Annotated in this window: 24 protein-coding genes; 7 read left to right on the forward strand and 17 right to left on the reverse strand. The window is 47.9% G+C overall.

What is annotated here, in order from left to right; all coding sequences use genetic code 11:
• Window positions 1-246: 246 nt before the first annotated feature.
• On the forward strand, window positions 247-690 hold the full coding sequence (locus V4U84_RS08675; protein WP_334073522.1) for an IS3 family transposase: 444 nt from the start codon (window positions 247-249) through the stop codon (window positions 688-690).
• Window positions 691-768: 78 nt separating this feature from the next.
• Here the strand turns inward: V4U84_RS08675 and V4U84_RS08680 are convergent, their stop codons facing one another.
• The 13 genes from V4U84_RS08680 to V4U84_RS08740 all read right to left on the reverse strand — a co-directional run bounded on the left by V4U84_RS08680 (window position 769) and on the right by V4U84_RS08740 (window position 14,202).
• Complete coding sequence (locus V4U84_RS08680; protein WP_334073521.1) at window positions 769-1,224, reverse strand: SUKH-3 domain-containing protein; 456 nt, start codon at window positions 1,222-1,224, stop codon at window positions 769-771.
• 14 nt (window positions 1,225-1,238) lie between these two features.
• Window positions 1,239-2,831: a hypothetical protein gene (locus V4U84_RS08685; RefSeq protein ID WP_334077028.1), complete on the reverse strand. Its 1,593-nt coding sequence runs from the start codon at window positions 2,829-2,831 to the stop codon at window positions 1,239-1,241.
• Between the two features lie 243 nt (window positions 2,832-3,074).
• Window positions 3,075-3,998 (reverse strand): ankyrin repeat domain-containing protein, encoded by a 924-nt coding sequence (locus V4U84_RS08690; RefSeq protein ID WP_334073519.1) that lies wholly within the window; start codon window positions 3,996-3,998, stop codon window positions 3,075-3,077.
• 155 nt (window positions 3,999-4,153) lie between these two features.
• Window positions 4,154-4,762 carry a hypothetical protein gene (locus V4U84_RS08695; RefSeq protein WP_334073518.1) on the reverse strand — a complete coding sequence of 203 codons (609 nt, stop codon included), beginning with the start codon at window positions 4,760-4,762 and terminating at the stop codon, window positions 4,154-4,156.
• A gap of 296 nt (window positions 4,763-5,058) precedes the next feature.
• On the reverse strand, window positions 5,059-5,742 hold the full coding sequence (locus tag V4U84_RS08700) for an Imm3 family immunity protein (protein WP_334073517.1): 684 nt from the start codon (window positions 5,740-5,742) through the stop codon (window positions 5,059-5,061).
• 16 nt (window positions 5,743-5,758) lie between these two features.
• Window positions 5,759-8,737, reverse strand: a complete 2,979-nt coding sequence (locus tag V4U84_RS08705; RefSeq protein ID WP_334073959.1) for a deaminase domain-containing protein — start codon at window positions 8,735-8,737, stop codon at window positions 5,759-5,761.
• A gap of 62 nt (window positions 8,738-8,799) precedes the next feature.
• Window positions 8,800-9,195, reverse strand: a complete 396-nt coding sequence (locus V4U84_RS08710) for a DUF4280 domain-containing protein (RefSeq protein WP_334073516.1) — start codon at window positions 9,193-9,195, stop codon at window positions 8,800-8,802.
• 29 nt (window positions 9,196-9,224) lie between these two features.
• On the reverse strand, window positions 9,225-9,749 hold the full coding sequence (locus tag V4U84_RS08715) for an imm11 family protein (RefSeq protein WP_334073515.1): 525 nt from the start codon (window positions 9,747-9,749) through the stop codon (window positions 9,225-9,227).
• Entirely contained in the window at window positions 9,749-10,387 is a 639-nt protein-coding gene (locus tag V4U84_RS08720; protein WP_334073514.1) for a hypothetical protein, read from the reverse strand. The genes V4U84_RS08715 and V4U84_RS08720 overlap by 1 nt, the downstream gene beginning before the upstream one ends.
• Window positions 10,384-11,793: a phage baseplate assembly protein V gene (locus tag V4U84_RS08725; protein WP_334073513.1), complete on the reverse strand. Its 1,410-nt coding sequence runs from the start codon at window positions 11,791-11,793 to the stop codon at window positions 10,384-10,386. Before V4U84_RS08725 ends, V4U84_RS08720 begins: the two co-directional genes overlap by 4 nt.
• Complete coding sequence (locus tag V4U84_RS08730) at window positions 11,790-12,383, reverse strand: hypothetical protein (RefSeq protein WP_334073512.1); 594 nt, start codon at window positions 12,381-12,383, stop codon at window positions 11,790-11,792. The genes V4U84_RS08725 and V4U84_RS08730 overlap by 4 nt, the downstream gene beginning before the upstream one ends.
• A gap of 730 nt (window positions 12,384-13,113) precedes the next feature.
• Window positions 13,114-13,578, reverse strand: coding sequence for a Dps family protein (locus V4U84_RS08735; protein WP_334073511.1), 465 nt, complete (start codon window positions 13,576-13,578; stop codon window positions 13,114-13,116).
• Between the two features lie 240 nt (window positions 13,579-13,818).
• Window positions 13,819-14,202 carry a DivIVA domain-containing protein gene (locus V4U84_RS08740; protein WP_334073510.1) on the reverse strand — a complete coding sequence of 128 codons (384 nt, stop codon included), beginning with the start codon at window positions 14,200-14,202 and terminating at the stop codon, window positions 13,819-13,821.
• Between the two features lie 189 nt (window positions 14,203-14,391).
• Between V4U84_RS08740 and V4U84_RS08745 the strand changes: the two genes are divergently transcribed.
• Entirely contained in the window at window positions 14,392-15,828 is a 1,437-nt protein-coding gene (locus V4U84_RS08745) for an MFS transporter (protein ID WP_334077029.1), read from the forward strand.
• Window positions 15,829-15,891: 63 nt separating this feature from the next.
• Complete coding sequence (locus V4U84_RS08750) at window positions 15,892-16,866, forward strand: MraY family glycosyltransferase (protein WP_416367220.1); 975 nt, start codon at window positions 15,892-15,894, stop codon at window positions 16,864-16,866.
• Between the two features lie 75 nt (window positions 16,867-16,941).
• Here V4U84_RS08750 and V4U84_RS08755 read toward each other — a convergent pair whose 3' ends face one another.
• From V4U84_RS08755 to tatA, 3 genes are all read right to left on the reverse strand, one after another.
• Window positions 16,942-17,235: a hypothetical protein gene (locus V4U84_RS08755; protein WP_334073508.1), complete on the reverse strand. Its 294-nt coding sequence runs from the start codon at window positions 17,233-17,235 to the stop codon at window positions 16,942-16,944.
• 100 nt (window positions 17,236-17,335) lie between these two features.
• Window positions 17,336-18,055, reverse strand: coding sequence for an ABC transporter substrate-binding protein (locus tag V4U84_RS08760; protein WP_334073507.1), 720 nt, complete (start codon window positions 18,053-18,055; stop codon window positions 17,336-17,338).
• 229 nt (window positions 18,056-18,284) lie between these two features.
• Entirely contained in the window at window positions 18,285-18,488 is a 204-nt protein-coding gene (gene tatA / locus V4U84_RS08765) for a twin-arginine translocase TatA/TatE family subunit (RefSeq protein WP_334073506.1), read from the reverse strand.
• 182 nt (window positions 18,489-18,670) lie between these two features.
• On the opposite strand from tatA, the gene ytaF reads away from it, so the two are divergent.
• Window positions 18,671-19,282, forward strand: a complete 612-nt coding sequence (gene ytaF, locus V4U84_RS08770) for a sporulation membrane protein YtaF (RefSeq protein ID WP_334073505.1) — start codon at window positions 18,671-18,673, stop codon at window positions 19,280-19,282.
• A gap of 334 nt (window positions 19,283-19,616) precedes the next feature.
• Here the strand turns inward: ytaF and V4U84_RS08775 are convergent, their stop codons facing one another.
• Window positions 19,617-20,393, reverse strand: coding sequence for a DeoR/GlpR family DNA-binding transcription regulator (locus V4U84_RS08775; RefSeq protein WP_334073504.1), 777 nt, complete (start codon window positions 20,391-20,393; stop codon window positions 19,617-19,619).
• A gap of 240 nt (window positions 20,394-20,633) precedes the next feature.
• On the opposite strand from V4U84_RS08775, the gene V4U84_RS08780 reads away from it, so the two are divergent.
• The 3 genes from V4U84_RS08780 (at window position 20,634) to V4U84_RS08790 (ending at window position 22,972) form a co-directional block, all read left to right on the forward strand.
• Window positions 20,634-21,593, forward strand: coding sequence for a metallophosphoesterase family protein (locus tag V4U84_RS08780; RefSeq protein WP_334073503.1), 960 nt, complete (start codon window positions 20,634-20,636; stop codon window positions 21,591-21,593).
• 120 nt (window positions 21,594-21,713) lie between these two features.
• Window positions 21,714-22,652 (forward strand): hypothetical protein, encoded by a 939-nt coding sequence (locus V4U84_RS08785; protein WP_334073502.1) that lies wholly within the window; start codon window positions 21,714-21,716, stop codon window positions 22,650-22,652.
• Between the two features lie 77 nt (window positions 22,653-22,729).
• Window positions 22,730-22,972, forward strand: coding sequence for an NHLP leader peptide family RiPP precursor (locus V4U84_RS08790; RefSeq protein ID WP_334073957.1), 243 nt, complete (start codon window positions 22,730-22,732; stop codon window positions 22,970-22,972).
• Window positions 22,973-23,010: the final 38 nt, after the last annotated feature.

The raw sequence follows: 23,010 nt of genomic DNA on the forward strand, positions 1-23,010 counted from the left end.
TGTTCCAGAGTTCTTCCCAGGAGTATCTCCCATATACTCTAAACGTTTTGAGAGATCACACGGTTCCGGTAGTCCCACTTCTCTATTACTTTAATTCCCCTATCGGGACGGTGCCATCTGCCACTTGCATCTTGATAATAACCTTAGGAACATTCCAGTCCCCTAAGTTGTAATCTTAAATTGGGAATAAAAGAAAGCCACAGCACGGCAGTGAACTGCACCCCATTTGTTGGACACAACTAACAAGTGGGGTGTATTTTTGTGGGGAAGTTTTCTGAAGAGAAGAAGTATCAAGCTGTACAAGCCTATTTAGACGGTAAAGAGTCTTTTTTACTTGTTTCTAAGATGCTAGATAGCGCGTTTGAACGATTGGATGATAAAGATACCCTTCTTATTCATTCCGACCAGGGCTGGCACTATCAAATGCGTCAGTATCAGCAAGCTTTAAAAGAGCATGGGGTCACACAGAGTATGTCACGCAAAGGAAACTGTTATGATAATGCCGTTATCGAAAGCTTCTTTGGTACCTTAAAGTCCGAATTCTTATACATGCAGGAATTTGAGAATATTGACCAGTTTAAGGCCGAATTAGATCAATATATCACGTACTACAATCACAAACGGATTAAAACAAGACTGAAGGGCATGAGCCCGGTACAGTACCGGACTCACGCCCTCAATGTCGCCTAATAATATTAGTGCTAACTTTTTGGGGTCACTTCACACGGAAGTTAGCTCGCATTGTGGCATTGTTTAAGAGGCTGTTATCTAATCTGCTGTTTCATGAATAAGTTTAAACTCCCTACATTCACATAAGTTATTTACAGCTTCATAAATACTGTCCCCGAACTTCCAAATGTAATAGTCATCATGAAATCCATATACCTTGCCAAGTTTATCCATAAAGATTGTTGCATTATCGCCATATGCCGTACCTATCACAACTAAATTCTTACCCAAGATCACCTCATATCTTTTATAATGTTTTCTTTCCAAATCTCCTAAACCTTCTTGAGGAATAATGGAGAATTGGCCTTGGTCATCTTTATCCAAGTATCTGAATGTTAGTCCATTAAATTCTTCAAGAGCATCCTTTACAGATTCAAAAACTTCATAACCCTTTTTCTCTAGATACTCCACAGTAGAATTGATATCTACTCTCCTCCCACTATACCATCCTGCCTTTTCTAGTATGCTTACGGTTTTTGACGAAAGTTTCCCCATATAATTTCCTCCCATTATTTTAAAGGAACATCGACTACAAAGTCCTCAAATGTTACTTTACAATTCTTGCACATCTCTTTATATTTTCCGTTTTTAGTCGATATTGTACTTAATAGCATATTCTCAATGTTAACTCCATCCCTAAATGCTTGATTAACCGCTTGTATTTCTGCACAATTCTCTACCTCCCATGTTTGAAAACTATTTTTTCCCGTACTATCCATCGCTCTTTGCTTCGTTTTTTCTATTAAAGGTATTATATTATCGTGTAGTTCGAATTGCGTAGGATTAAATCTTGGATTACCAGTAACTAGATCTTTACCAATACCATTATACCCAAGGTAATATTTCCCCGTCTTTACATCAACAACAACGGTTATTACACGAGGAACATAAATCTCATTTGTATTTGGATCAATGTACTTTCCAGCAATTAGTTCTGCTCTCTCGGCTTCACGTATTTCTCTTGCCAATTGAACAGCTTCTTCATGTGTCAGAGCATTACCCGTCCCCTCACCACCATCCTTATTCCCGTTCCCCTGATCGTTATCCTTCTTAGGCTCTGGTTCATGATGTTGATCAGGCTTCTTGTCGGGTTCGGGATGTCGCTTAGGCGGTGGTGGATCCTTCCGATCCGGGGGATTCGGCTCATTGTTTCTTCGAGTCGGTACTTCAACTTCAATGTCCGGGCCGCCTGCAGGTACCGCTCTATTCCGACTGAACATGCTCTGCGCCAACGTGCTGCCCGTCTCTGCCAATTGCTCCAGCGATTGGCTTGCTTTGCGCCGCGCTGCCTCGACACCGTTGGCGATCCATGGCGCCACTTGGTCCAGCCCGGTTTTCGCGCCTGTTCTCCTTCCGGCATCCACTACTTGATCCATGGCTTTCCCAAGCTTGCTTCCGACCGCATCCAAACCGCCCTGCACCCATTGGCTCGCCTTGTCCAGATTGTTGCCCATGACTTTGCTCAAAGCTTTGTTGGTTCCTTGCCCCAGGGCTCCTCCGAGGTTCTTCGCGATTTTTGAGTCCAGGGCTCCGGCCGTCAGTGTCCCGACACCCGTATCGATCAGCAGCGTCTTGAAGCTGAAGCTGCCTTCCATCAATTGGCTCATGACGCTCTCTGCCGCGCTCTCCGCCGCATTAAACGCCGTTTTCCCGACAAATCCCGCCGCTCCTCCAAACGGACCGAATACCGCTCCGGTCACAGCCCCGATCGAGGAGTCCTTAAAGGCGGCCCACATATAATCGCCCGTGTCCGAGACTTCTCCCTTGGCAATGTCCGAGATGGCCATCGTCGCCACGGCTGCCGTTCCCGCCATCGCCGCTCCGACCACGACTGCCCCCGCGCCCAAGGTCGCTACCGTAAATGCCGCTGCCACTGTCACCAAGGCCACGACCGCCAACCCTGCCATGACGTTCCCGAACAATTTTCCCCAACTGAACTTCTTCTTCTCTTCTTTCGGCGGTGTCCAGGTTGCCGGCTCGTCATCAAATTTCGGATAGGTCGTCCGGTCGCTCCCGTACTGCTGAACCTGATCCCCAAAAATTTGATACTCGTTTTCGATCGTAAAGCCGCTCTGCTTGCTTAACTTTTTCACCAGGATCAAGTTCGTCGTCCGGATCACGATCCGTTTCGGCGTGTACAGCGAAATATCCTCCGCCGCCTGGAAGGTCAGCTTCCGGTGAGCGACGCCAATCTTCGTTTTACTTTGAAAAAAAGCTTATTCCTGCTCCTAATTCAAGAGGAAATAAGCTTATCACCCGAGCTTCTGTTGACGAATCAGGTTCGGTCGAAATGAATCGATAAGGCTGTTATCATCGTCATACGAAAAATGTTGCTGCTTTTGGATTTATATATATCCGGCAATCAATCGAGCAATATCTTCTTGCTTACAGTTTTTCGCCAGAGTTAATGCATCCATATTTTTCATAAATTCATTTGTATATTTCACATTTACGTCTATTCCATTTTCCAACAATAGATAAGAAGCTTCATAATTCCCTTTACGAATAGCAGTAAAAAGGGGATTTCGTTTTGGACTGCTCACATCAATCATAATATTTTTTGATAACAACAATTTAACTAATTGATTTCCCGATTCAAATACTGCATTGTTCAATTCAATTCCACTGAACTTATCTAAATCAACACCTAATAAAACTAAATCTTCTGCCAACTCAAAATTTCTTGTTTTTATAGCAACATTTAATAACGAGCCATCTCGTGTAATTATGTTACGAAAATCAGGATTGTCATGTATTAATTTTCTATCATTACTTATAACACCGTGTCTTAGTTTTTCTGAAATAACTACCGTTTCATCTGGTTCCCCCCATAAACATTCCATATTGTATCTTTTTTCGTATGCTTGATACTCGTACGAACCTGGCTTTGGTCCATCTATTACTGCCCTTATGAAATCAGATGGAGGACAATAGTTATGTTCAATTACATAATGAAGTACCATACTTGGAGCAGCATATTTCTCTTTTCCATCTTCACTTATAACTCGAATTTCTGATGATCCTAATGTAGCAAAGTCAGTTAAACTAGATTTTTCGGGAATTGTACTGTCAGCACAACATATAAAACAACTCCTGTTTTCCCTAGTTTCATTAAAAGGATTCTTCACATACATCCATAATTTGTCAACAAATTCGTTTGTTACATTCCCCTTATCATAATTCTTTGTTCCATAAATCCATCCTATATTTTGGGCATTTTCAAAATGGTGAAGAGAATAAAAGGTAAAATCTCTGTAATATTCCGTCATTTATAACTCTCCGTTCATTCTTAATATGTAAACAATTAAAATCAAGCGCTTTTAAATACTTTCGTACAAAAAGGCTCATTCCTTCCTACTCACATAGGTGAAATGAGCCTGTTTACCATCTTTTATCATGATAAATGTATTCTTAATACGTTCCATTAAAAAGTCATTAATAGTCCCTTTTTGTTATCATTGGCCTCCTTGTAAAGTTGAGTCAATTCATCATATGCCTCAATTAACTCCGGAAAAGTATATTCATATAAAGAATCGTCCATTTCTGAAAATTCACTATTTATAAATTGGTTCCTCAACTCAATAAGGTTTCTAAAAATAATCGGAACATCTTCTGTCCGAACAATTCCAGTGCCCATTCCCCCTGGATCAAGTCTGAATTTTTCTGATTCTACTGGATAACCAAGAACACAATACTCTGGATGAAATGGTGTTGGGAATTGTTTCAGTGCTTCCAACAAAGAATCCCATGAATAAGAAAGTCCAAGTTCTTCTTCTGGAGAATAAAACTTAGTCAAAGCTAAATCTGCGAGCTCTTGGACATTTCCCTGTTCCAGTTCATCTTCCCAAACATCATCTAGAAATTCCCCAGTGTACGGGGATCGAATTTTCCCGATATTATTCATATTATATTGTATTAATAACCTAGGTTCGTCTTTTTCACCAGAAGCAATTACGATTTCGCAAAGTTCTAGTTCAAAACCTTTTGTATCGAAGAGAAAGGATTTATGCTCCATGATTTTTCTCCATTTCATGTTTCCTCCACATCATCATAAGAAAGTGAGAAAGTGGGCCTCCGATGTTTACCCCGACCTATGCTTTCTGGATGAACCGAATCGAATGCCATTTTGGACCGCTTCAGAAGTTTGTCCTAGAAGGCAGTGACTTTGCCAAAACACCAAAATCTCGGATTAGCGTATCAGGCGTATTTACGCTGGTGAAACAAAACAAACGTAAGGCCATTTTTACGTGAGCAGAATAAGAACAAGGTTGTCTGAAAAGGCACTAGTTTACATAAAAAGCCCATATACTATAGACTTAACTTAAGTTATTATTCCAAACCCTCTAATACCCGCTCTATTTGTAATTGAAGCTTTTGTTTCTCTTCATCTGATAGTTGATTACCTACTTCATTAACGTTAAAGTTTTTCAAGGTGTTCTTAATGATAATTAAGCTATCAGTATCCCTTAAATGATTTTCCAATAATCGTTGGGCTAATGTAGTATAAACTACAATCTTTTCACCTATAGTATGTTTACAATCTCGTTCAAAACGCACCAATACGTCTTCTGCTAGCTCCTTAACAGATTTCGTAGGAACAAAAATTTCATCAAAGTATCTATTTACTTCATCCTTCATTTCTTCATAGTACCAAAAAGTTCTTGGGTAAAAATTCAAAGGTTTTATTTCAATTTCATTTAGAACATAATTTTTTCTGGTAATCAAATCATGATACTGCTCGTTTGTTAGCTCTTGTTCTATTAATTCAAATGCAATTTCATTAAATTTTTCTACCAAATAATCCTTTGACTTATAAAATAGATATGGTTGTCTCAATGCAAACTCACCGTAAGAAATCAAAATGATAGCTTTCTCAAGGTCACCTCTGTTCATCAGCAATTCAAAATCATCCATAGTTCGTTCTAAAGATTCAGAGTTGTTCATCCCTTTTTGTTTATAACCTTGATACGTCTCATTAAAGGACTCAAATAATTCTTCGTATATACTGCTCATATTAAAAGCTCCTTTATTATCTAATAGGTGTAATTTCAATTTTTCGGTTGTGAACAACTTCAATTTCTATATTTGGATACTTCTCTTTAAATTGACTTATTATATAATTACAACTGCCGCATGTATCTTTTTCGGTAAATAAGGTGATTTTTCCTTTAATTTCAGGTTTATCTCCTAAATCTTTAGCAATATTGTTTAATATTTTGAACTCTGTGTCATCATCTCTTAATGTTTCCCTTCCTCGTGAATTCGGAGCTTCTGTTGCTTTAAATATTGGGTTATCAGGATATTCAGATATATCTTTTATATTGGGATTACCTGAATGTTTTGTGACTTGGCTATGAGCAAAGTATTCATTTTTCGGTAATTCAACTTCCAGTTCAACTCGAGTATAACAAAAGTTACCTTTCCCGCTCTTTAATACTGTATTTGACAACCTCCCCTTATATTTAGCGGCACTTTCTAGTAATTCCTTATCTCTAATAGGATCAGCTGCCCTTGTTGTTACCCATTCGAAGTCTATTAATTCACCAGTTACAGGATCACGTGCATACCTATGCTCATGTGCTGTTGAACCATGATCATCACCGTTCCCCTGATCATTATCCTTTTTAGGCTCTGGTTCATGATGTTGATCAGGCTTTTTGTCGGGTTCGGGTTCGGGATGTCGCTTAGGCGGTGGTGGATCCTTCCGATCCGGGGGATCCAGCTCATTATTTCTTCGAGTCGGTACTTCAACTTCAATGTCCGGGCCGCCTGCAGGTACCGCTCTATTCCGACTGAACATGCTCTGCGCCAACGCGCTGCCCGTCTCTGCCAATTGCTCCAGCGATTGGCTTGCTTTGCGCCGCGCTGCCTCGACACCGTTGGCGATCCATGGCGCCACTTGGTCCAGCCCGGTTTTCGCGCCTGTTCTCCTTCCCGCATCCACTACTTGATCCATGGCTTTCCCAAGCTTGCTTCCGACCGCATCCAAACCGCCCTGCACCCATCGGCTGGCCTTGTCCAGATTGTTGCCCATGACTTTGCTCAAGGCCTTGTTTGTTCCTTGTCCCAGGGCTCCTCCGATGTTTTTCGCGATTTTTGAGTCCAGTGCTCCGGCTGTCAGTGTCCCGATGCCCGTATCGATCAGCAGCGTTTTGAGGCTGAAGCTGCCTTCCATCAATTGGCTCATGACGCTCTCTGCCGCGCTCTCCGCCGCATTAAACGCCGTCTTCCCGACAAATCCCGCCGCTCCACCAAACGGACCGAATACCGCTCCGGTCACAGCTCCGATCGAGGAGTCCCTAAAGGCGGCCCACATGTAATCGCCCGTGTCCGAGACTTCTCCCCGGGCAATATCCGAGATGGCCATCGTCGCCACGGCTGCCGTCCCCGCCATCGCAGCTCCCGCAACCACCGCCCCGACCACGACTGCCCCCGCGCCCATGGTCGCTACCGTAAATGCCGCTGCCACCGTCACCAAGGCCACGACCGCCAACCCTGCCATGACATTCCCGAACAATTTTCCCCAACTGAATTTCTTCTTCTCTTCTTTCGGCGGTGTCCAGGTTGCCGGCTCGTCATCAAATTTCGGATAGGTGGTCCGGTCGCTTCCGTACTGCAGAACCTGATCCCCCAAAATTTGATACTCGTTTTCGATCGTAAATCCGCTCTGCTTGCTTAACTTTTTCGCCAGGATCAAGTTCGTCGTCCGGATCACGATCCGTTTCGGCGTGTACAGCGAAATATCCTCCGCCGCCTGAAAAGTCAGCTTCCGGTGGCTCGTCAAAATGACGCCCGTGGCGTCGTCAAAACTGATCTTCAGCGGCTCCTTCGACCCGCTCATCACGTTGATCGCCGTTGGCGTGATCTCCAGCTCGCTTCCATGCTCGGTACCGAAATAGCGGTTATTCGGATTGCCGGTTTTGCCACAGGCCTCTCCGTTGGTCCGCACACAACCGATGACCCGCGCGTTGCCTCCCTGATCATCCGGGAAATAAAGACTGGCCTCCGTCCCCACCACGGGCATGCTGTACATCGCGTTTCCCGTAGGCGGAGCAAAGGGGAACCAATACGCCAACCCTTGCGGCTGCTTCCCGTCGATCTCCAGATGCAGCTTCACCTGCTCGCCTTGGACCTCCAACACTTTTCCCTGAATAGAAACGCCTGTCATTTGCTGATTATGTATGATGGTTTGGCGTAGGCCTTCCCTTCGCGCCAAGCGATAAGTATACCGAAAAATCCCTTTGGTGATCGAAGCCTTGACTTCGCTAACCACTAACGATTTACCTCGGAATTCAGCCGCATCTCCCAAGTTCAAGCGCTGGTCGCTTTCAATGTCGTAGCGAAAATAATCCGTATGATGAAGCCCCGCACCGCTTCCGCTCGCCCGGGTATAGTCCAACAGATCCTTACTCGCCCGATAGGGAATCTCGGAGGGAATCGTTACAGGATTCCGTTTGGGCATACCCACATATATTCTTGGCTTTGCTTCCAATATATCACTTAGAATAACGCTTTGAAAATGACTCGCAATCCGCTTGAGAAACTCCCAATCCGTTTCGTCATACTGGACGATCGGTTCCCCGATCCGCTTTTCGCTCCCCTCAACCTGAATCACATCATGTCCGGGATAGTCCGCCATCACCGTTTGGATCAGCGCCTGATAGGTCATCTCTTTATTTTGAAAAGAGCGGCGCTTTTTGCCGAGATCCATAAAGACTGTCGCCGACATCGCCTCAAGTTCAAGCAGAAATGTTCCGTTGCGATGCACCGTTTGCGCCTTGGAAATCACCCCATGAAAAATCTTGTATTCCCCCGCCTTATCGCTGACGATCACCTGAATCGTCTCTTCCATGGATGCCTTAAGGGCTGCGCTTATTTGAGCCGTTTCGTCCACGAACCCTCGAACCGTCAGCTTCCCATGCTCATTGGGCTTCCATTCGAGCGAGATATCTTCAAGGATTTTTATCGGATAAGGCGACACGATGCTTACTTGTTCGTAACCGACCACATTCGTCAAGCCTCCATTCGCATAACTGTCATGCTGTCCATTACCTCCGCCTATGCTTTTTTTTATTCGCTCTGCTGCCCATTGCTGGCAAACTTTATGATTCCTCCCAATTTGCAATACATCTCGGAATCCGTTGTCAATGCGCTCTCTCCGTCCACTTTCACTTTGGATTTGGTCTTCGTCCAGGTGTCCCCCAGCAGTTGCGGACAACAAGGCTTGCCCTGAATTTGCTGATTGTCCATAGAAATCAAATAGATGGTCTCGCCGCTTTGGTTCTTCTCGCTATAGCAAATGCCAAAACTCGAAATGTTCTCCTCTACCTTGCAGTCCTTTTCATTCATCATCGGTTTATCGCCCACAAAACTCCCGTGGCTGACCGGCAGATTCAGCTTCCTCATATGGGACCCGCAATCACAATAGACTTCGGCCCCCCGGACCACATAGTAATATTTGTCCACAACAACCCCTCCCTCAAGTTAGCTTAGGCTTACTCCATGTCGACTCGTTTCAGAGAAATCCCCACCGGATCCCGGCGCAAAATGCTCTCGGCTACTTCCAAACGTACGACAATTAACGGCTTTACGCTTTCGGCCACCCTAAAAATGCGTTTCCCCTGCAGCTTGTCTTCCTGTAAAACCAACTTCTTAATGACACTCCGATCTACTGTTAGTTCACTCTGCGGGCTTAATGCTTCAACCTCTTGAAAAATCGGCAAATAGTAGATAGCTTGCTTGTTGTGAATCATATCGATCAAAGGAATCAGCTTGAACAAACAATCCGGTTCATACATTTCAATCAAGGGCTTAAGTCGTTCGGACACCAGAAAGAGCTGAGAACTCAGAACGTCCAAATATTCCGCATCCGCTTCTGCCTGCACATGAAACAAGGTTGTATCCGGGAGGTGATGCGGCTGAATCCGGTTGATATGCCGAAAATCGATTTTCTTATGCAATTCCTTTAGGATAGGAAAGCTGGTATAACGTTCGTCCTGCTGCAGCGTAAAATACTCCATCACATTCCCCCCGCTTCACTCCGGTCCGAATCGTGATCCGGCTCTAGTGGGCCAAACAAAACCTCACTTTGATCCTGATATTCCCCTGCCAACACAAGAAAATCAGGCCTTTTCCGCATGACACCAAAGCCATCGCTCTGTAAAAGATCCGCAACCATGGTACGTATGAATTCCACCGCAAAGGAATGGTAGTACACCGCGACAATCTGCAGAATTCGGTCCACGTCCATGACAGAAATTTTGCGGGCATACTCGCGCCGGACGGATTCCAATTCGGTCATACGCCGAAATAACGGATCAAATATAAAATCCGCCTCCCACCGTGCCGAGCACTCTACCCGGTCCAGATACCAGCGATGGTCATAGACATCGATCCGGTAGCAAGCCTTTCGTTCCAGTAAACTCGTTCTTAAAAAAGTAAAGTACAGATATTGAATATCCCCTTTAAGCTGTTGTCCCTGCAGCAAGGCCGCTTTTCTGCACACTTCGTCCGCCACTTTTAGTAAACCGGCCTCAATATCGGTCCGTTTTTGTTCGTAGACCTGGCTGATCAGAGGAATGTCCTCTTCCCAACGACCAATCACGTGTTTTTCCAAAAAGTCGTCGATAGCCGCCTCGCGATCCATATACGGTTTCATTCGATGTTCACCCGGCCTCCGCTCATGGTGACCTGGTCCTCAATTTTCATGGAAGCATTGGCCTGGTTGAGTTCAATACCCGCCTCACCTTGGAGAACGATTTTGGCTCCGCCAATAATTTCGATATCCTCCTGGGCATTCAGGGATATTTTTTTGTCACTATTAATCTCAATGCCCCCATCATCCGTCAAACGCATCAACAATTGACCGCTTCCGATAATCTCTACGGCTCCCGGCTTGAACACAATTTGCTTCCCGTATTTGGTGGAAATACTTTTGACCGCCGGATCGCTTCTTTTTTGCGGGTCGGAGGACTCCACATCCACAGAACTCGCGGCAAACGCGTTCTTCTCCTCCTTATCCGGAAAGTAAAGCCGCACTTCGTCGCCGACCTCGGGCATACAGTACCATCCGCTTCCGTCCGGCGAAGAGTATACCGTTGAATAGGGGAACCACATCGCTCCTTCCGTCTGGCCATGGTCCATATGGAGGGCTAGTTTTACTTTGTCCTTGGCTACATCCGTGATCTTCCCAAACAGTGAAGTCCCGGCCAGGGCGGAATTGTATTCCGTGGGATAGCGCAATCCGGTTTCGCTTTTGAGTTCATAGGTATGCGTCAACACATCGTGTTCCAGCCTAGTCTCCACTTTGCTCACAAACAGCTTGTTTCGGTGAAATTGAACGCTGGTGCCGAGTTCAAGCCATCTATGGCTCACAACGGAATAGCTGATACTACTTTGCTCGTTGATACCGTCTATCCCGTTCTCGGATTTGACCTTGTAATCTCGCAAGTCTTTTTGAATCGCATAGTTGTACTCTTGCAACTCCAATGGATCGCCGAAGTCGGGCACACCAATATAGAGCTTGGTCCCTTCGGTGGAGCTTACGGGAATCAACGGTGCATGGAAATGAGAGGCCAACCGCCTCATAAACCCCCAATCCGTTTCCTGGTACTGAACGAGCAAGCTGCCGATCGCTTTGCCGTCCGTTGCTTCATCGATCAGGTCCGATGCCGGATACGCCTTGAGAATATTTCTGAACAATTGATTGTAAGTCATGTGTTCATCTTGAAAAGATCGGCTCTCTTTGCGAATATCCATCCCAACTGAGGAGCTATGAGCTTCAATCGTAATACTCCGCACATCCCGGATCGCTTGAACCGACATATTCGTAATGATGCCCTGGAACAAATAAATCGTTCTGTCTTTATCCTTAACCGTAACCTGGAGGACCTCGTCCGCCTCAACTTGTTCCACATACTTGTCCAGCACTTCCTCGGATACGATCCCGGTAACCGAAAGCTTGGCATGATCATTCACTTGTTTGACCATCCGAAGATCGGTAATCCGATCGAACGGATACTGGGAAACCGAAATATCTGCCGATGAAATGATCGTCTGATTCATGTTTCATCCTCCTCTTCCTTAGCGACAGTGATCGTCCGAATGGCCTGATACGCTACATCCCTCCAGTCTGGATACACCTTGTAGTCACAGCAGAATGTGCCCATAAGCACCTGACCTTCAAACTCCAGGAAATACATAATATTGAACAAATATCCTTCGATAACCGTACTTTTAAACTCAAAGAAACCTACAGTCTTCCCACCGATCGCTTCAATACCACTCTCATAAAATATGTGGGTTGGATTAACCCTCTGAATCATGGCCTTCATACCGTTAGTCAGTTCCTCTACCAGCTCATCCTCGAGCTCGTGGTCGATTCTCTTGAATGTAAAGTCGACACTGCCCATTTCATCACTTCGGATAATTTCCGGCCGCTGCTCATAAGGATATTTAATTGAGCTGTACTTTAGCGGCATTTCCCCGAACTCTTGCGGTAGGTATATGAATAACTTGTTGTCGAAGAACGACTGCCTTGTAAATTCGAAATACCGTTGACCGATTCTTACGGGACCTGAAACAATGGAGCGGGGATGCAGGGATTGCTCCGCCTCATTCATCATTCGTGCAATTTTTTCGTCCATGAATGACATAATAAGCCTCCTCCTCTTCCTACTAATTCTCCGTAATCATCCGCAAGCCACAGGCCGCCACTTCGGGTGTTCCCCTTGGATACGAGGGCAGGTGGTTGCGGAATTTACAATTGTGAAATTACACCATCTATCCCTATATTTCGGATGTAAAATCGGATAAATTAACCCACTCCCCATACAAATCGCCCCATTTCCCACAAAAAAACCTGACCTCGGAGCTTCCTCCTAGTCAGGGTCGGGACGGCATGGGTCTGGATAGCACAAAAATCTCCTCCAGGCCTACAGTATTATGTTCATGATGGCAGCGGCCGTTAGTCCGGACATCGCAGTGCATATCACAATAGCCTTGCGGTAACCCATCCGATCGCCAAATTTGCCCAGATAAGGACCTGAAAATGAGGATACCCGCAAGGGCATCGTCGGAGTCTACACACTAACGGGAAAACCTCCCGTTAATGTACCCGCTCTTGGCCCTTGGATCGGATTTAGCTGGAAAAGCTCCATCTATTTTGCGGCCCAATTGCCGATATACACCATTTCAGGCGAATTAGCAGGAGGTTTTCCAGCTAATTCGCCTCTGTAGCCGTATAGGCGCCAAATTAACGGGAGGAATTCCCCTTAATTTGAACCAAAGAATTAGCTGTAGGACAAGAGGGTGAAGAGAACTCTCGCCTTCTGTCCCAACAAAAAAAGGCCGCCCGTTAAAGGCGACCTCTTGTGTCTACTCCACTTATTTCCCCAGATAAGCGTTCAGCATCCAGGAATGTTTCTCCAGCGCCGACAGGATTCCGAGCAGCAAGTCCCCAGTCGCTTCGTCCCCGGCTTCCTCGGCCGCTTGCATGCCTTGTTTCAGCTCGTCCGAAACTACGGCAAAGTCGCTCACGATCGCAGACACCATAGCCTCCGGTGTTTCGCCTCCTTTGGCTTCGGACAAGGTGGCAAGTTCCAGCGATTCGCGCAGGGTGGCCACGGGTTTGCCGCCGATAGACAACAGGCGTTCGGCCAGTTCATCGATATATTCGGCTGCTTCATTATACAGTTCTTCAAATTTCGCATGAAGGGTGAAGAAGTTCGGCCCTTTCACAAACCAGTGGAAATTGTGCAGCTTTGTGTACAGCAAAGTCCAGTTTGCGATTTGCAGGTTCAATTGTTTCTCCAGCGCCAGTTCGTTTTGCGTCATACTTTGTTGGGACATGATCATTTCCTCCATTCAAATATAGTGATAAAGTAAAAGAAACAACTTCAATTCAGATATCTTAAATTTAGACTTATTCTAAATCTAAATCATGTATTTATCTTACCACTGTCCTCCAATTTCCGCAAGCTTTTTATACATAAATTTCCCGTGAAAAACTGCTCAATCTACAGTCTGTGCACATCGTAACCCGGTTATGCAAAAAAAGAAGCCGCCCCCTCCGGGTCCGCGGCTCCTTCTCTAATCCCGAATATGCAATTTAAGCTGTTCCAGGGTTCGTTCCAACTGGCGAATTCCGTCTTCGACCACCCGCCGGTCCACCGAGTTGACGGTGTCGATCTGCGGCTGCTTCCGCAGGGCGGCAATGGTTTTTTTCTCCTCTTCCCAGTACGCTTGGCGGCGCTGGATTTCTTTATATTTATCCAGTAAGTCCGTAATAATATCGTAAAAGCGTTCGTAATCCACGATAACGTCGTCGAGAAAGCGGTCAACCTCCTCTTTTTCATAACCGCGCATTTTCACATCAAAATCCTTCTCATGAATGGCGAGCGCATTCAGCTTAATACCAAGCTGTTTAAACAGGCCCTTCTGGTCCTCCAGCTTGCGTCCGTAATCATCCTGCATTCGGTATCCCTCCGTACCTTCGCTTGCATAATTTTCGAAATTCACATTATATAATGTACCATACTTGCTGTCATTTTTCGACGAATGCCCGCCGAGTAATCCTCCCCACCTCATGATATAATACAGGAAGCAAGGATATTCCAGTAATTCTATATTCCAATTACATAAGCGAAATGGGGTTCAATCAACTTGTCTCAACTATCCAACCCGAAGGGCCAAGCCTCCCGGTGGACCAATCCCTGGGTGATCCTCGGCAACGTTTCGGTCGGGACCTTTATGTCGACGTTGGACGGCAGCATCGCCAATGTGGCGCTGCCCACGATTGCGGGCGCATTGCATGCCGAGCTTCATGTCGTTCAGTGGGTGCTTACCGCTTATCTGCTGACCATTTGCGCCACCCTGCCCGTGATGGGCAAAATCTCCGACATGTTCGGACGCAGCCGGATTTATAACATCGGCTTTTTGATCTTTGCCGTCGGCTCCGCCCTCTGCGGTCTCTCCGATACCCTGGGGCTGTTGATCGGTTCCCGGATTCTGCAAGCGCTGGGAGCCGCCTGCCTTATGTCCAACAGCCAGGCGATTATCGCCGAAGTCTTCTCCAGCAAAGGGCGGGGCCGGGCCATGGGCATCACGGGCACCATGGTCTCGCTCGGTTCCTTGACCGGCCCGGGAATCGGCGGGATCCTCGTCGAGCATCTGGGCTGGACTTCGATCTTCTGGATCAACGTCCCGATCGGCCTGATCGGCTTTATCGCCGGCTGGTTCATTTTGCCGAAGGACCGGGATCGTAAAGCCGCCCAGCCGTTTGACTATACGGGATCTGTTCTTTTTATGCTGGGGATGGTGGCGTTTCTCTTCGTCATCTCGGGCGGACAGGACTGGGGCTGGCTGTCTCCGGCCGTTATCCTGGGGGGCGGGCTGTCTCTGCTCGTGCTGGTGTTATTTTATTTATGGGAAAAACGCTCCCGCCATCCGATGCTCGACTTTAGCCTGTACAAGATTCCCGCTTTTGCCATCGGCAATGTGACCGCGCTTCTGTCTTTTGTGGCCCTGTTCTTTACCAATGTGCTGATGCCTTTTTACATGCAGGATGTACTCGGCTTCACCCCCGCCAAAACCGGATATACCATGATGGTATATCCGCTCGTCATGGCTGTCGTCGCCCCTGTTTCCGGGTGGCTGTCCGACCGGATCGGTTCCTTTGCCCTGACGACGGCCGGCCTGATCATCAACGCGCTGGCGTTCGGGCTGCTGAACACCTTGTCGGCGGATGAAACCGCCTGGATGGTCGGCCTGCATCTCGGGCTGTTCGGCCTGGGAGGTGGGTTGTTCCAATCGCCGAACAACTCCAGCGTGATGGGCTCCGTCCCCCGGGATCGGCTCGGCACCGCGGGAGGACTAAACGCACTGGTCCGAAATATCGGGATGGTGCTCGGCACCTCCTTGTCCATCTCCTTGTATTCTTCGCGTCTCAGCGCAGTACGCCCCTATGCTCCGGGAGAGCAGGGAGCCTTGAGCGCGCTGCATACGGTGTTTTGGACAGCGATGGCCATCTGTCTGTTAGCCCTGCTGGTATCCGTGCAGCGCCGGCGAACAAAACCGAAAAAAGATAGTATGCCCGCGTAATTTTTACATTCGACAGAAATCACGTTTCTTTTTATAATAAGATTTAGCGTTGTAAAAAACGGTTTGGTGGTGAGTTCAATTTTATATATCTACACATTGGTGCTCTCGTTTTTGATTGTATATGTTCTGATTCCACCCCTCGGCAAACTCGCCTTCCGCCTGGACTTTGTGGATAAACCCCGTGAGGATGTCGAGCGCAAAATACACCGGAATCCGATTCCGCTGACGGCCAGCTACGCGATCTTCATCGGTTTCTTTACGTCCTATCTTCTGTTTACCAGGGAATTCACCTGGGAGACCGGGGCCCTCTTTCTGGGCGGTATCCTATTGCTGGCCATCGGAACGGTCGACGATTGGTTCAAGACGAAGGGCAAGGATTTTCCGGCGCTTCCCAAGCTGATCGTTCAGGTATCCGCGGCCGTGCTGGTGTTTACCTCCGGCATCGCATTCAGCGGATTCGTGAATCCTTTCAATGGGGAATACGTCCTGCTGCCTACCTGGCTGCAATTTATCCTGACGATCCTGTGGATTTTCGGAGTCACCACGGTCATCAATTTTTCGGACGGGCTTGACGGTCTGGCCGGGGGATTGGCCGCGATTTCCGCCGTCACCCTGTTTGTGGTCGCGTTAGCCAAAGGGCAGACTACTTCGGCGATGCTGTCGATGACGCTGATCGGCGTCACCCTGGCCTATCTGCGGTACAATAAACCGCCGGCCAGAGTATTTATGGGCGACGCGGGCGCTACGTTCCTGGGTTTCATCTTGGCCGTTATCGCTCTGGACGGGGCTTTCAAGCAAGCGACCGTACTCTCGCTGTTCATCCCCGTGCTGGCTTTGGGCGTGCCGATTTTTGACAACCTGTTCGTCGTCATCAAACGCTTTCTGCAAGGAAAATCCATCTATCAGGCCGATGCGAGCCAGGTGCACTACCGCTTGCTCCGTGCCGGATTGAATCATAAACAAGCCGTGATGTTTCTGTATCTGATCAGCACGTGCCTGGGTTTGTCCTCGATTATCCTGCTGCTGCTGCAGGGATAGAAAAAAAGCCGATCTCCCATGTGAATGTGGAGATCGGCTTTTTTTGTGAACCACGCAGAGATGCCCGTTGGCAAATCAATCCTTCGGCTGATCGGTTTGTTTTTTGTAAGATTGATTCAACATGAACTGCCCTTCCGATTGAAGCTTTTGCAAGGCTTCCTCCAGGGAAATTTTTGTCTCCAGCACGCTCTGCAACTCCTTCTGCATGAGCTCCTGAAATCCGGCGTAAAACTCGGCCGGAGTATCGTCAGCCGTCACGGAGCTGGTCACCAAGGGCCGAAGCGCATAGAACGCGTCCAGATCAATCTCCCCTTGTTCGTAATGCCCCATTCTCGCCAAAATATTGCCGTCCATCGACTTGCCTTTCACTTTGGCGTACTCATCCCCGCTTACATATTTAATGAACTCCCAAGCCGCGTCCGCATTCGGCGAACCGTTCCGGATGGCAAAGATCTCCTTGAGCCGAATATCATTCGACGAATCTGGTCCTTGGATCTACCGGCCCGGCCACGACGCCCAGAGGAAAGGCGCTAGACTTGGGATCTCGGTTTTTCGCCCGTTTCAGATCATTAAGCAAATACAAGTCGTCCACCGTCATCGCCATGTTCCCTTGGATGAACGGGTCGGTTTCGGACTCGGCTTGTCCCGGCTTGCCCGTTGCCGCACTCTTCGAATACACGTGACCGGAGCCGCAAGCATCCACCGCCAACCGCATGATTTGTTTCCAAGCGTCCGATGCAATGACGACCTTCTTTTGGTTTGGATTCACCGTGGTTAAACCTTCCGTTGAAGCCATGCGATCCGCCAAAGCGTCTACCGTAGCCCCATCTCTCAAGCCGAATCCGTAAATACGTTTGCCGTCATTGTTTTTTAAAGGAAAGCGTCCGGCCAATTCCAAAAGTTCGTCCCATGTCATTTTCTCCCGGGGCAAGGCGATCCCGTTCTGTTCAAATAATGCCTGATTATAAAAAACAGCCGTTCCGTAGAACCTCGGACTTAATCCGTACATTTTTCCTTGTCCCTTCTCCTGGAGCAGCTCCGTAATCGTAGGATAAACACTTTGGAGGTCATAGTGATCCCTTTGAATAAGCGGATCGAGTTCCATAAGCAAACCTTTCCCGATATATTTCTCGTACTGCTCGGCTTCAAGCAACAGCACATCCGGTTGTTCTCTCTCGATAAAATCCATCTCCGCTAATGATAACGATACCATTTCTTTTGAACATATGAACCGGTGCCTCCAGTCTGTTATTACTTGGATACCCGCGAATGTTTTAATGATCCAAGCAGCTCAGACATGATGTTACCATAAAAGTAATAAAATTCTATGGCAAAACTCTCACGGAACTTAAGGAATAACGGCGGAATAAAAAAAGACAAAGAAAAAAGGCACCTTAAGGTACCCATATATTTAAAAGTTATGATGTTTTGTTCGTTTCCCCGGCGGTCCCGATTTCCTTCGGCTTTTCCTCTTCAAAATCGCCGCGGGCGCCCTTTTTAAATTCCTTGAGCATCGTTCCGAAGCTGCGGCCCAGTTCCGGCAGTTTGCTCGGACCGAATAATATTAACGCGGCGATAACCAGCAACAGCAAATGAGTTGGCCGCAACAAATTTTCAAGCACAATTATCACCTCTTTAGGCTGTCTTTTTTAAAATTATACTACTTTATACAGGATAAAGGAAAACTATTTCTGCAAAAATCCGATTAAAATCTGCCAATCCTCATAGAAAGTCCGCCGAAAGAAACCAAAAGCCGCTGACGGGCATATGCTGAGACATCAATGTATGCAAAGGAGCGAGCACCATGAACATGTACAGTCTGTGGGCTGTCATCGCCATCGGATTGGCCTCCAACCTGGACAATGCGGGCGTCGGAATCGCCTACGGTGTCCGAAAAATTCATATTCCCTGGTATTCCAATCTCGCCATCGCGGTTATTTCCTTTCTCGCTACCCTGCTTTCGGGCTTGTTCGGAAACTGGATGACCCTGTGGGTTCACCCCGGGATCGGCCAATGGGTCGGAACGATCGTGATCGTCACCGTCGGGGTCTGGGTCCTGCTTCAACCTTTTGTGGAAAAGAAAGCGGTCCCCCAGGACGAGGAGCCCCCGATTCTGACCCGGCTGCTCCGCAATCCCGAAGAGGCGGACCGGGACAGCTCGAAATCGCTCAGCATCGGGGAATCCGTGCTGCTCGGCGTGGCGCTGGCCATGAATGCGCTGGCCGGGGGATTCAACGCGGGCATCACCCACTTGAATGTGTTCTACACCTCGCTGTCCGTCGGGCTTTTCAGCTTCATCCTGCTGGCCGTTTGCTCCGGATTCGGAGAGAAATACGCCGCCGAGAAGCTCGGCAATCGGGCCACCGTCATCTCCGGGCTCCTGCTTATTTTTATAGGAATCCATCAAATTTTATAGAGGTTCCCGGATCCGGCGCCAGCCTCATTCGCACCGCCATGAGCGGCCTATTGGGGCGATGCAGCCGCGGTGGCGGGCCATTGCGGCTTTCTCGTCCGTGAAAGAAGCCATTAAGAGGGGGCTAGTGCCCCAGCAGACATCATTATAGGAGCTGGCCGGAATTAAGCGGGCCCCCAATTCGGAATTTGGGCCGCCATCTCCCGCAAATAAAATACCGAAAGTAAGTAACCGAAAGTCCGCTATTCCCTGCCTTCCGGGAGGCTTTTTTTGCCCATTTAGCTGGGGAAAGCTCGCGCTAATGGGCACTCCAAGTTGGCTCTACTCCTCCAGCAACCTAGTCCTTTCCTCCCGTCATGACCTCCACCCCACGCTCCTGCAGCCCCTTCACCCATACCTGAGGACAGGAGGCATCGGTAAGCAGCACGGAGATCTCCTCCAGCGGGCAAATCTTGGCAAATGTCGTCACGCCAAATTTGGTGTGATCGGCCACGATGAGGGACTCCTCCGCCCGCTGCATCATTTTGCGGGACACCGCGGCTTCTTCAAGATCATAGTCGGTAACGCCGTCGGTCAGCGAAACGCCTCCCACCGAAATAAATGCCTTATTGGCCTTGAATTCGTCCAAAATCCGGTGAACAACGGGGCCGGTAGCCGCTTGAACCCGAGGATCGATCTCCCCGCCGGCGAATAGGATCCTTCCCCGAAACTCATTTAAGGCGCAGTTCAAAATGGGTACCGAATTGGTAATGACGGTCACCTGAGCCCGATCTTTGATCGCCCGCATAATTTCGAGAGTTGTGGTGCCATTATCAAGCAAAACCGTTTCCCCGTCCTTGATCAAAGCGGCCGCAAGTGCGCCGATTTCCCGTTTTTCCCGCTGCTGCATCAGCGATCGCTTAAGGAAGGGGGGTTCCGTTTGCTCGGCGCGCATCTGAACGGCTCCGCCGTACACTTTCCTCAAATGTCCCTCTTTCTCCAGCCTTTCCAAATCACGGCGCACGGTTTCCGTGGATACTTTGAGCTGTTTGGCCAGCATATGTACATGAACCTTTCCCTCCTTGTCCAATTGGCCGAGGATGGTGGTCCTTCTATCCTCAAAAGTTAATGACATCGCTCTCCCACTGCTCCTTTTGCCTATATGACTTCGCGCTTGAAATTGTTATGTTGTGGTTTTCTGTTGTTTTTAATCAGTTTATTCTCCGTTTCAGATCTTGTCAAACGGCGTTGAGCGGTATTCACGGCTAAGAAATTCATTGACAGGTTTTCCGTCCGGCGATAAAATCTCTTAAAACAACAAAAAACAACAAGATACAACATCATTACAAGTATAAATGATTGGGAGGATCAACGGATGAATCAGCGTTTGACTTTTGGGGAAGACGGCACATTTACCATCGTACAGTTCACGGATTTACATTGGAAGAACGGCAATGAAATAGATCGGCAGAGCCGGGCTCTTATGGAGCTCGTCCTGGACAAAGAGCGGCCGGATCTCGTTGTGTTTACGGGAGACGTCATATATACCGGTCCCGTTCCGGACGGAGTAGCCGAGTGCGAAGATCCGGCCGGGGCGCTGCGGGAGGCGGTTGCCGCGGTCGATGAACGCCAAATTCCATGGGCCCTCGTGTTCGGCAATCACGATACCGAGCAAGGGATCACCCGGGAGGAACTGATGCGAGTCGTCATGGAGCATCCCCACGCCTTGGCGGTGCCCGGGCCGAAGACCCTTCCCGGCGTGGGAAACTATGTGATGGAGTTAGTGGATGCGAAAGGACAGCCGGCGGCCAATCTCTATTTTTTGGATTCGGGGAGCTATTCCGCTCACCCGCATATTCCCGGCTACGGCTGGATCACCCGGGAGCAGATTCAATGGCTGACCGCGGAATCGTCCCGGCTGAACCCTCCCGAAGCGGCGGATAAAACGCCGGCGCTGGCCTTTTTTCATATCCCGATCCCGGAGTATAAGGAAGTGTGGGAAACCCAGGTGTGCTATGGTGATAAGCATGAACCGGTTTGCTGTTCGCAGGTCAATTCGGGGCTTTTCGCGGCTTTCGTGGAAATGGGCGATGTAATGGGGACCTTTTGCGGACACGACCATGTCAACGATTATTGGGGGACTCTCCACGGGATTCGACTGTGTTATGGCCGGGCGAGCGGCTATCATACCTATGGCAAGGAAGGTTTTCCGCGCGGGGCGAGGGTCATAAAATTGACTGCGGGCACCAATAGCTTTGAGACTTGGCTGCGGCTTGACGATGGCAGCGCTGTCCGCGAACAATCCGTTCATCAGCCGGAAGCACCTCACCGATAGGATGTGGGCAACCTGCTGGCTGTTCCTCTTCCTCGAGCACATTTTCTTCTTATTGGCGCTTCACTTATAATAGAAAATATAATATAAATTCGCCAATCGTTGGATGGAGGAGGATTGGGCTTGATTTGGTTGCATGCCTATGAAGCGGAATTAAAGCTGGTCTTTGATGAGGCAGAAAAGAGGCTCTCCGTTCTACCCGAATCATTGCGGCAGCCGGCCTTAGAGTTTCTTGATAAATTTCATGTTCTAAAAGAAAAGTCCTCAAAAAATTATATCTGCTACCTTCTGCCTTTCTGGCTGGAAAAGCCGGCGGGGATCAGTACGGCGGACAGTCGCCGGATGGCAGTGGCAAATATTTTCGGCATGATGTATTACCATCTGTTAGATGCGGCCATGGATAAACCCGATTCCGCCATGACCGGGCGATTACCGATGGCCCAGTTGGTTCATTTGGAGTTCATACAGATATACAGCCGTTATTTTCCGGGAGATTCCCCGTTCTGGAATTATCATCGAAAATACGTAACCGAATGGGCTGAATCCGTATCCAGAGAAGCCATATCCGATTACTTTCATGACGATCCGGTGCGGATGGCGCACAAAGCCGCTCCCGTCAAACTTTCCATCGCCGGAGCGCTGCTGCTGACCGAGCGCGGCGAACTGATCCCGCGAATCGAACAAGCAGTGGATACCGTTTTGATGACCCTTCAGCTACTGGATGACTGGGACGATTGGGAGAAAGACCTCCGGGAGAACAGTTACAACGCTTTGGTATCGGTGATTCAAACCGAACTGAGTATCCCCCGGGAACGCCGCCCCACTGTCGAAGAAATGAGACAGGGTATAACGGTTCATGGGGGGTTGTCCCGGCTTGCGGAACAGGGAAACCGGAATCATGATTCCTTAACGGACATTCAGGACGTGGTGCCCGATCTGTTCACTTTCCATGCTGATCTCCGAGCCAATCTTAATGACGGAGCCGTAGAGATTGAGCAGGAGCGAAACGCTTTGCTCCGAGCGGGAGGATTGAGATACTGGCTGGACAAAAATATGAGTTGAAAGTAGATTTCATGATAGATACATGATATACTTACTAGGAAAATATAACCATTTTTTTCATGAGAAAGGGTGATCTTATGACATCAGGAGCTCTCCTTCAAAACAAGATTATTGAAAAAGCATGGCATGACCCGAGTTTTAAAGCAAAACTTCTCGCAGATCCTAAAGCCGCAATCCAGGAGGCACTCGGTGTAATTCTCCCGGATCATATCAAGGTAAAGACTGTAGAAGAGAATTCCAATGAATTCTATCTTGTACTGCCTCCAAATCCTTCTAATGTTATTAAGTCTGAAGTTAAGCCTAATGCGGTTTGGGGATAATTTCCCTATTTTTTAATTCCTGACCTGGAGTAGCGACA

Origin of the sequence: Paenibacillus sanfengchensis, assembly GCF_036864765.1 — a bacterium.
In the GTDB taxonomy this organism is placed as follows: domain Bacteria; phylum Bacillota; class Bacilli; order Paenibacillales; family Paenibacillaceae; genus Fontibacillus; species Fontibacillus sanfengchensis.

Excerpts from the sequence above, each read along its gene's own strand:
- V4U84_RS08680 (WP_334073521.1), bottom strand. The coding sequence starts at position 1,224 with ATGGGGAAACTTTCGTCAAAAACCGTAAGCATACTAGAAAAGGCAGGA.
- V4U84_RS08690 (WP_334073519.1), bottom strand. The coding sequence starts at position 3,998 with ATGACGGAATATTACAGAGATTTTACCTTTTATTCTCTTCACCATTTT.
- V4U84_RS08695 (WP_334073518.1), bottom strand. The coding sequence starts at position 4,762 with ATGAAATGGAGAAAAATCATGGAGCATAAATCCTTTCTCTTCGATACA.
- V4U84_RS08700 (WP_334073517.1), bottom strand. The coding sequence starts at position 5,742 with ATGAGCAGTATATACGAAGAATTATTTGAGTCCTTTAATGAGACGTAT.
- V4U84_RS08715 (WP_334073515.1), bottom strand. The coding sequence starts at position 9,749 with ATGGAGTATTTTACGCTGCAGCAGGACGAACGTTATACCAGCTTTCCT.
- V4U84_RS08720 (WP_334073514.1), bottom strand. The coding sequence starts at position 10,387 with ATGAAACCGTATATGGATCGCGAGGCGGCTATCGACGACTTTTTGGAA.
- V4U84_RS08725 (WP_334073513.1), bottom strand. The coding sequence starts at position 11,793 with ATGAATCAGACGATCATTTCATCGGCAGATATTTCGGTTTCCCAGTAT.
- V4U84_RS08730 (WP_334073512.1), bottom strand. The coding sequence starts at position 12,383 with ATGTCATTCATGGACGAAAAAATTGCACGAATGATGAATGAGGCGGAG.
- V4U84_RS08735 (WP_334073511.1), bottom strand. The coding sequence starts at position 13,578 with ATGTCCCAACAAAGTATGACGCAAAACGAACTGGCGCTGGAGAAACAA.
- V4U84_RS08740 (WP_334073510.1), bottom strand. The coding sequence starts at position 14,202 with ATGCAGGATGATTACGGACGCAAGCTGGAGGACCAGAAGGGCCTGTTT.
- V4U84_RS08760 (WP_334073507.1), bottom strand. The coding sequence starts at position 18,055 with ATGGATTTTATCGAGAGAGAACAACCGGATGTGCTGTTGCTTGAAGCC.
- ytaF (WP_334073505.1), top strand. The coding sequence starts at position 18,671 with ATGAACATGTACAGTCTGTGGGCTGTCATCGCCATCGGATTGGCCTCC.
- V4U84_RS08775 (WP_334073504.1), bottom strand. The coding sequence starts at position 20,393 with ATGTCATTAACTTTTGAGGATAGAAGGACCACCATCCTCGGCCAATTG.
- V4U84_RS08780 (WP_334073503.1), top strand. The coding sequence starts at position 20,634 with ATGAATCAGCGTTTGACTTTTGGGGAAGACGGCACATTTACCATCGTA.
- V4U84_RS08790 (WP_334073957.1), top strand. The coding sequence starts at position 22,730 with ATGACATCAGGAGCTCTCCTTCAAAACAAGATTATTGAAAAAGCATGG.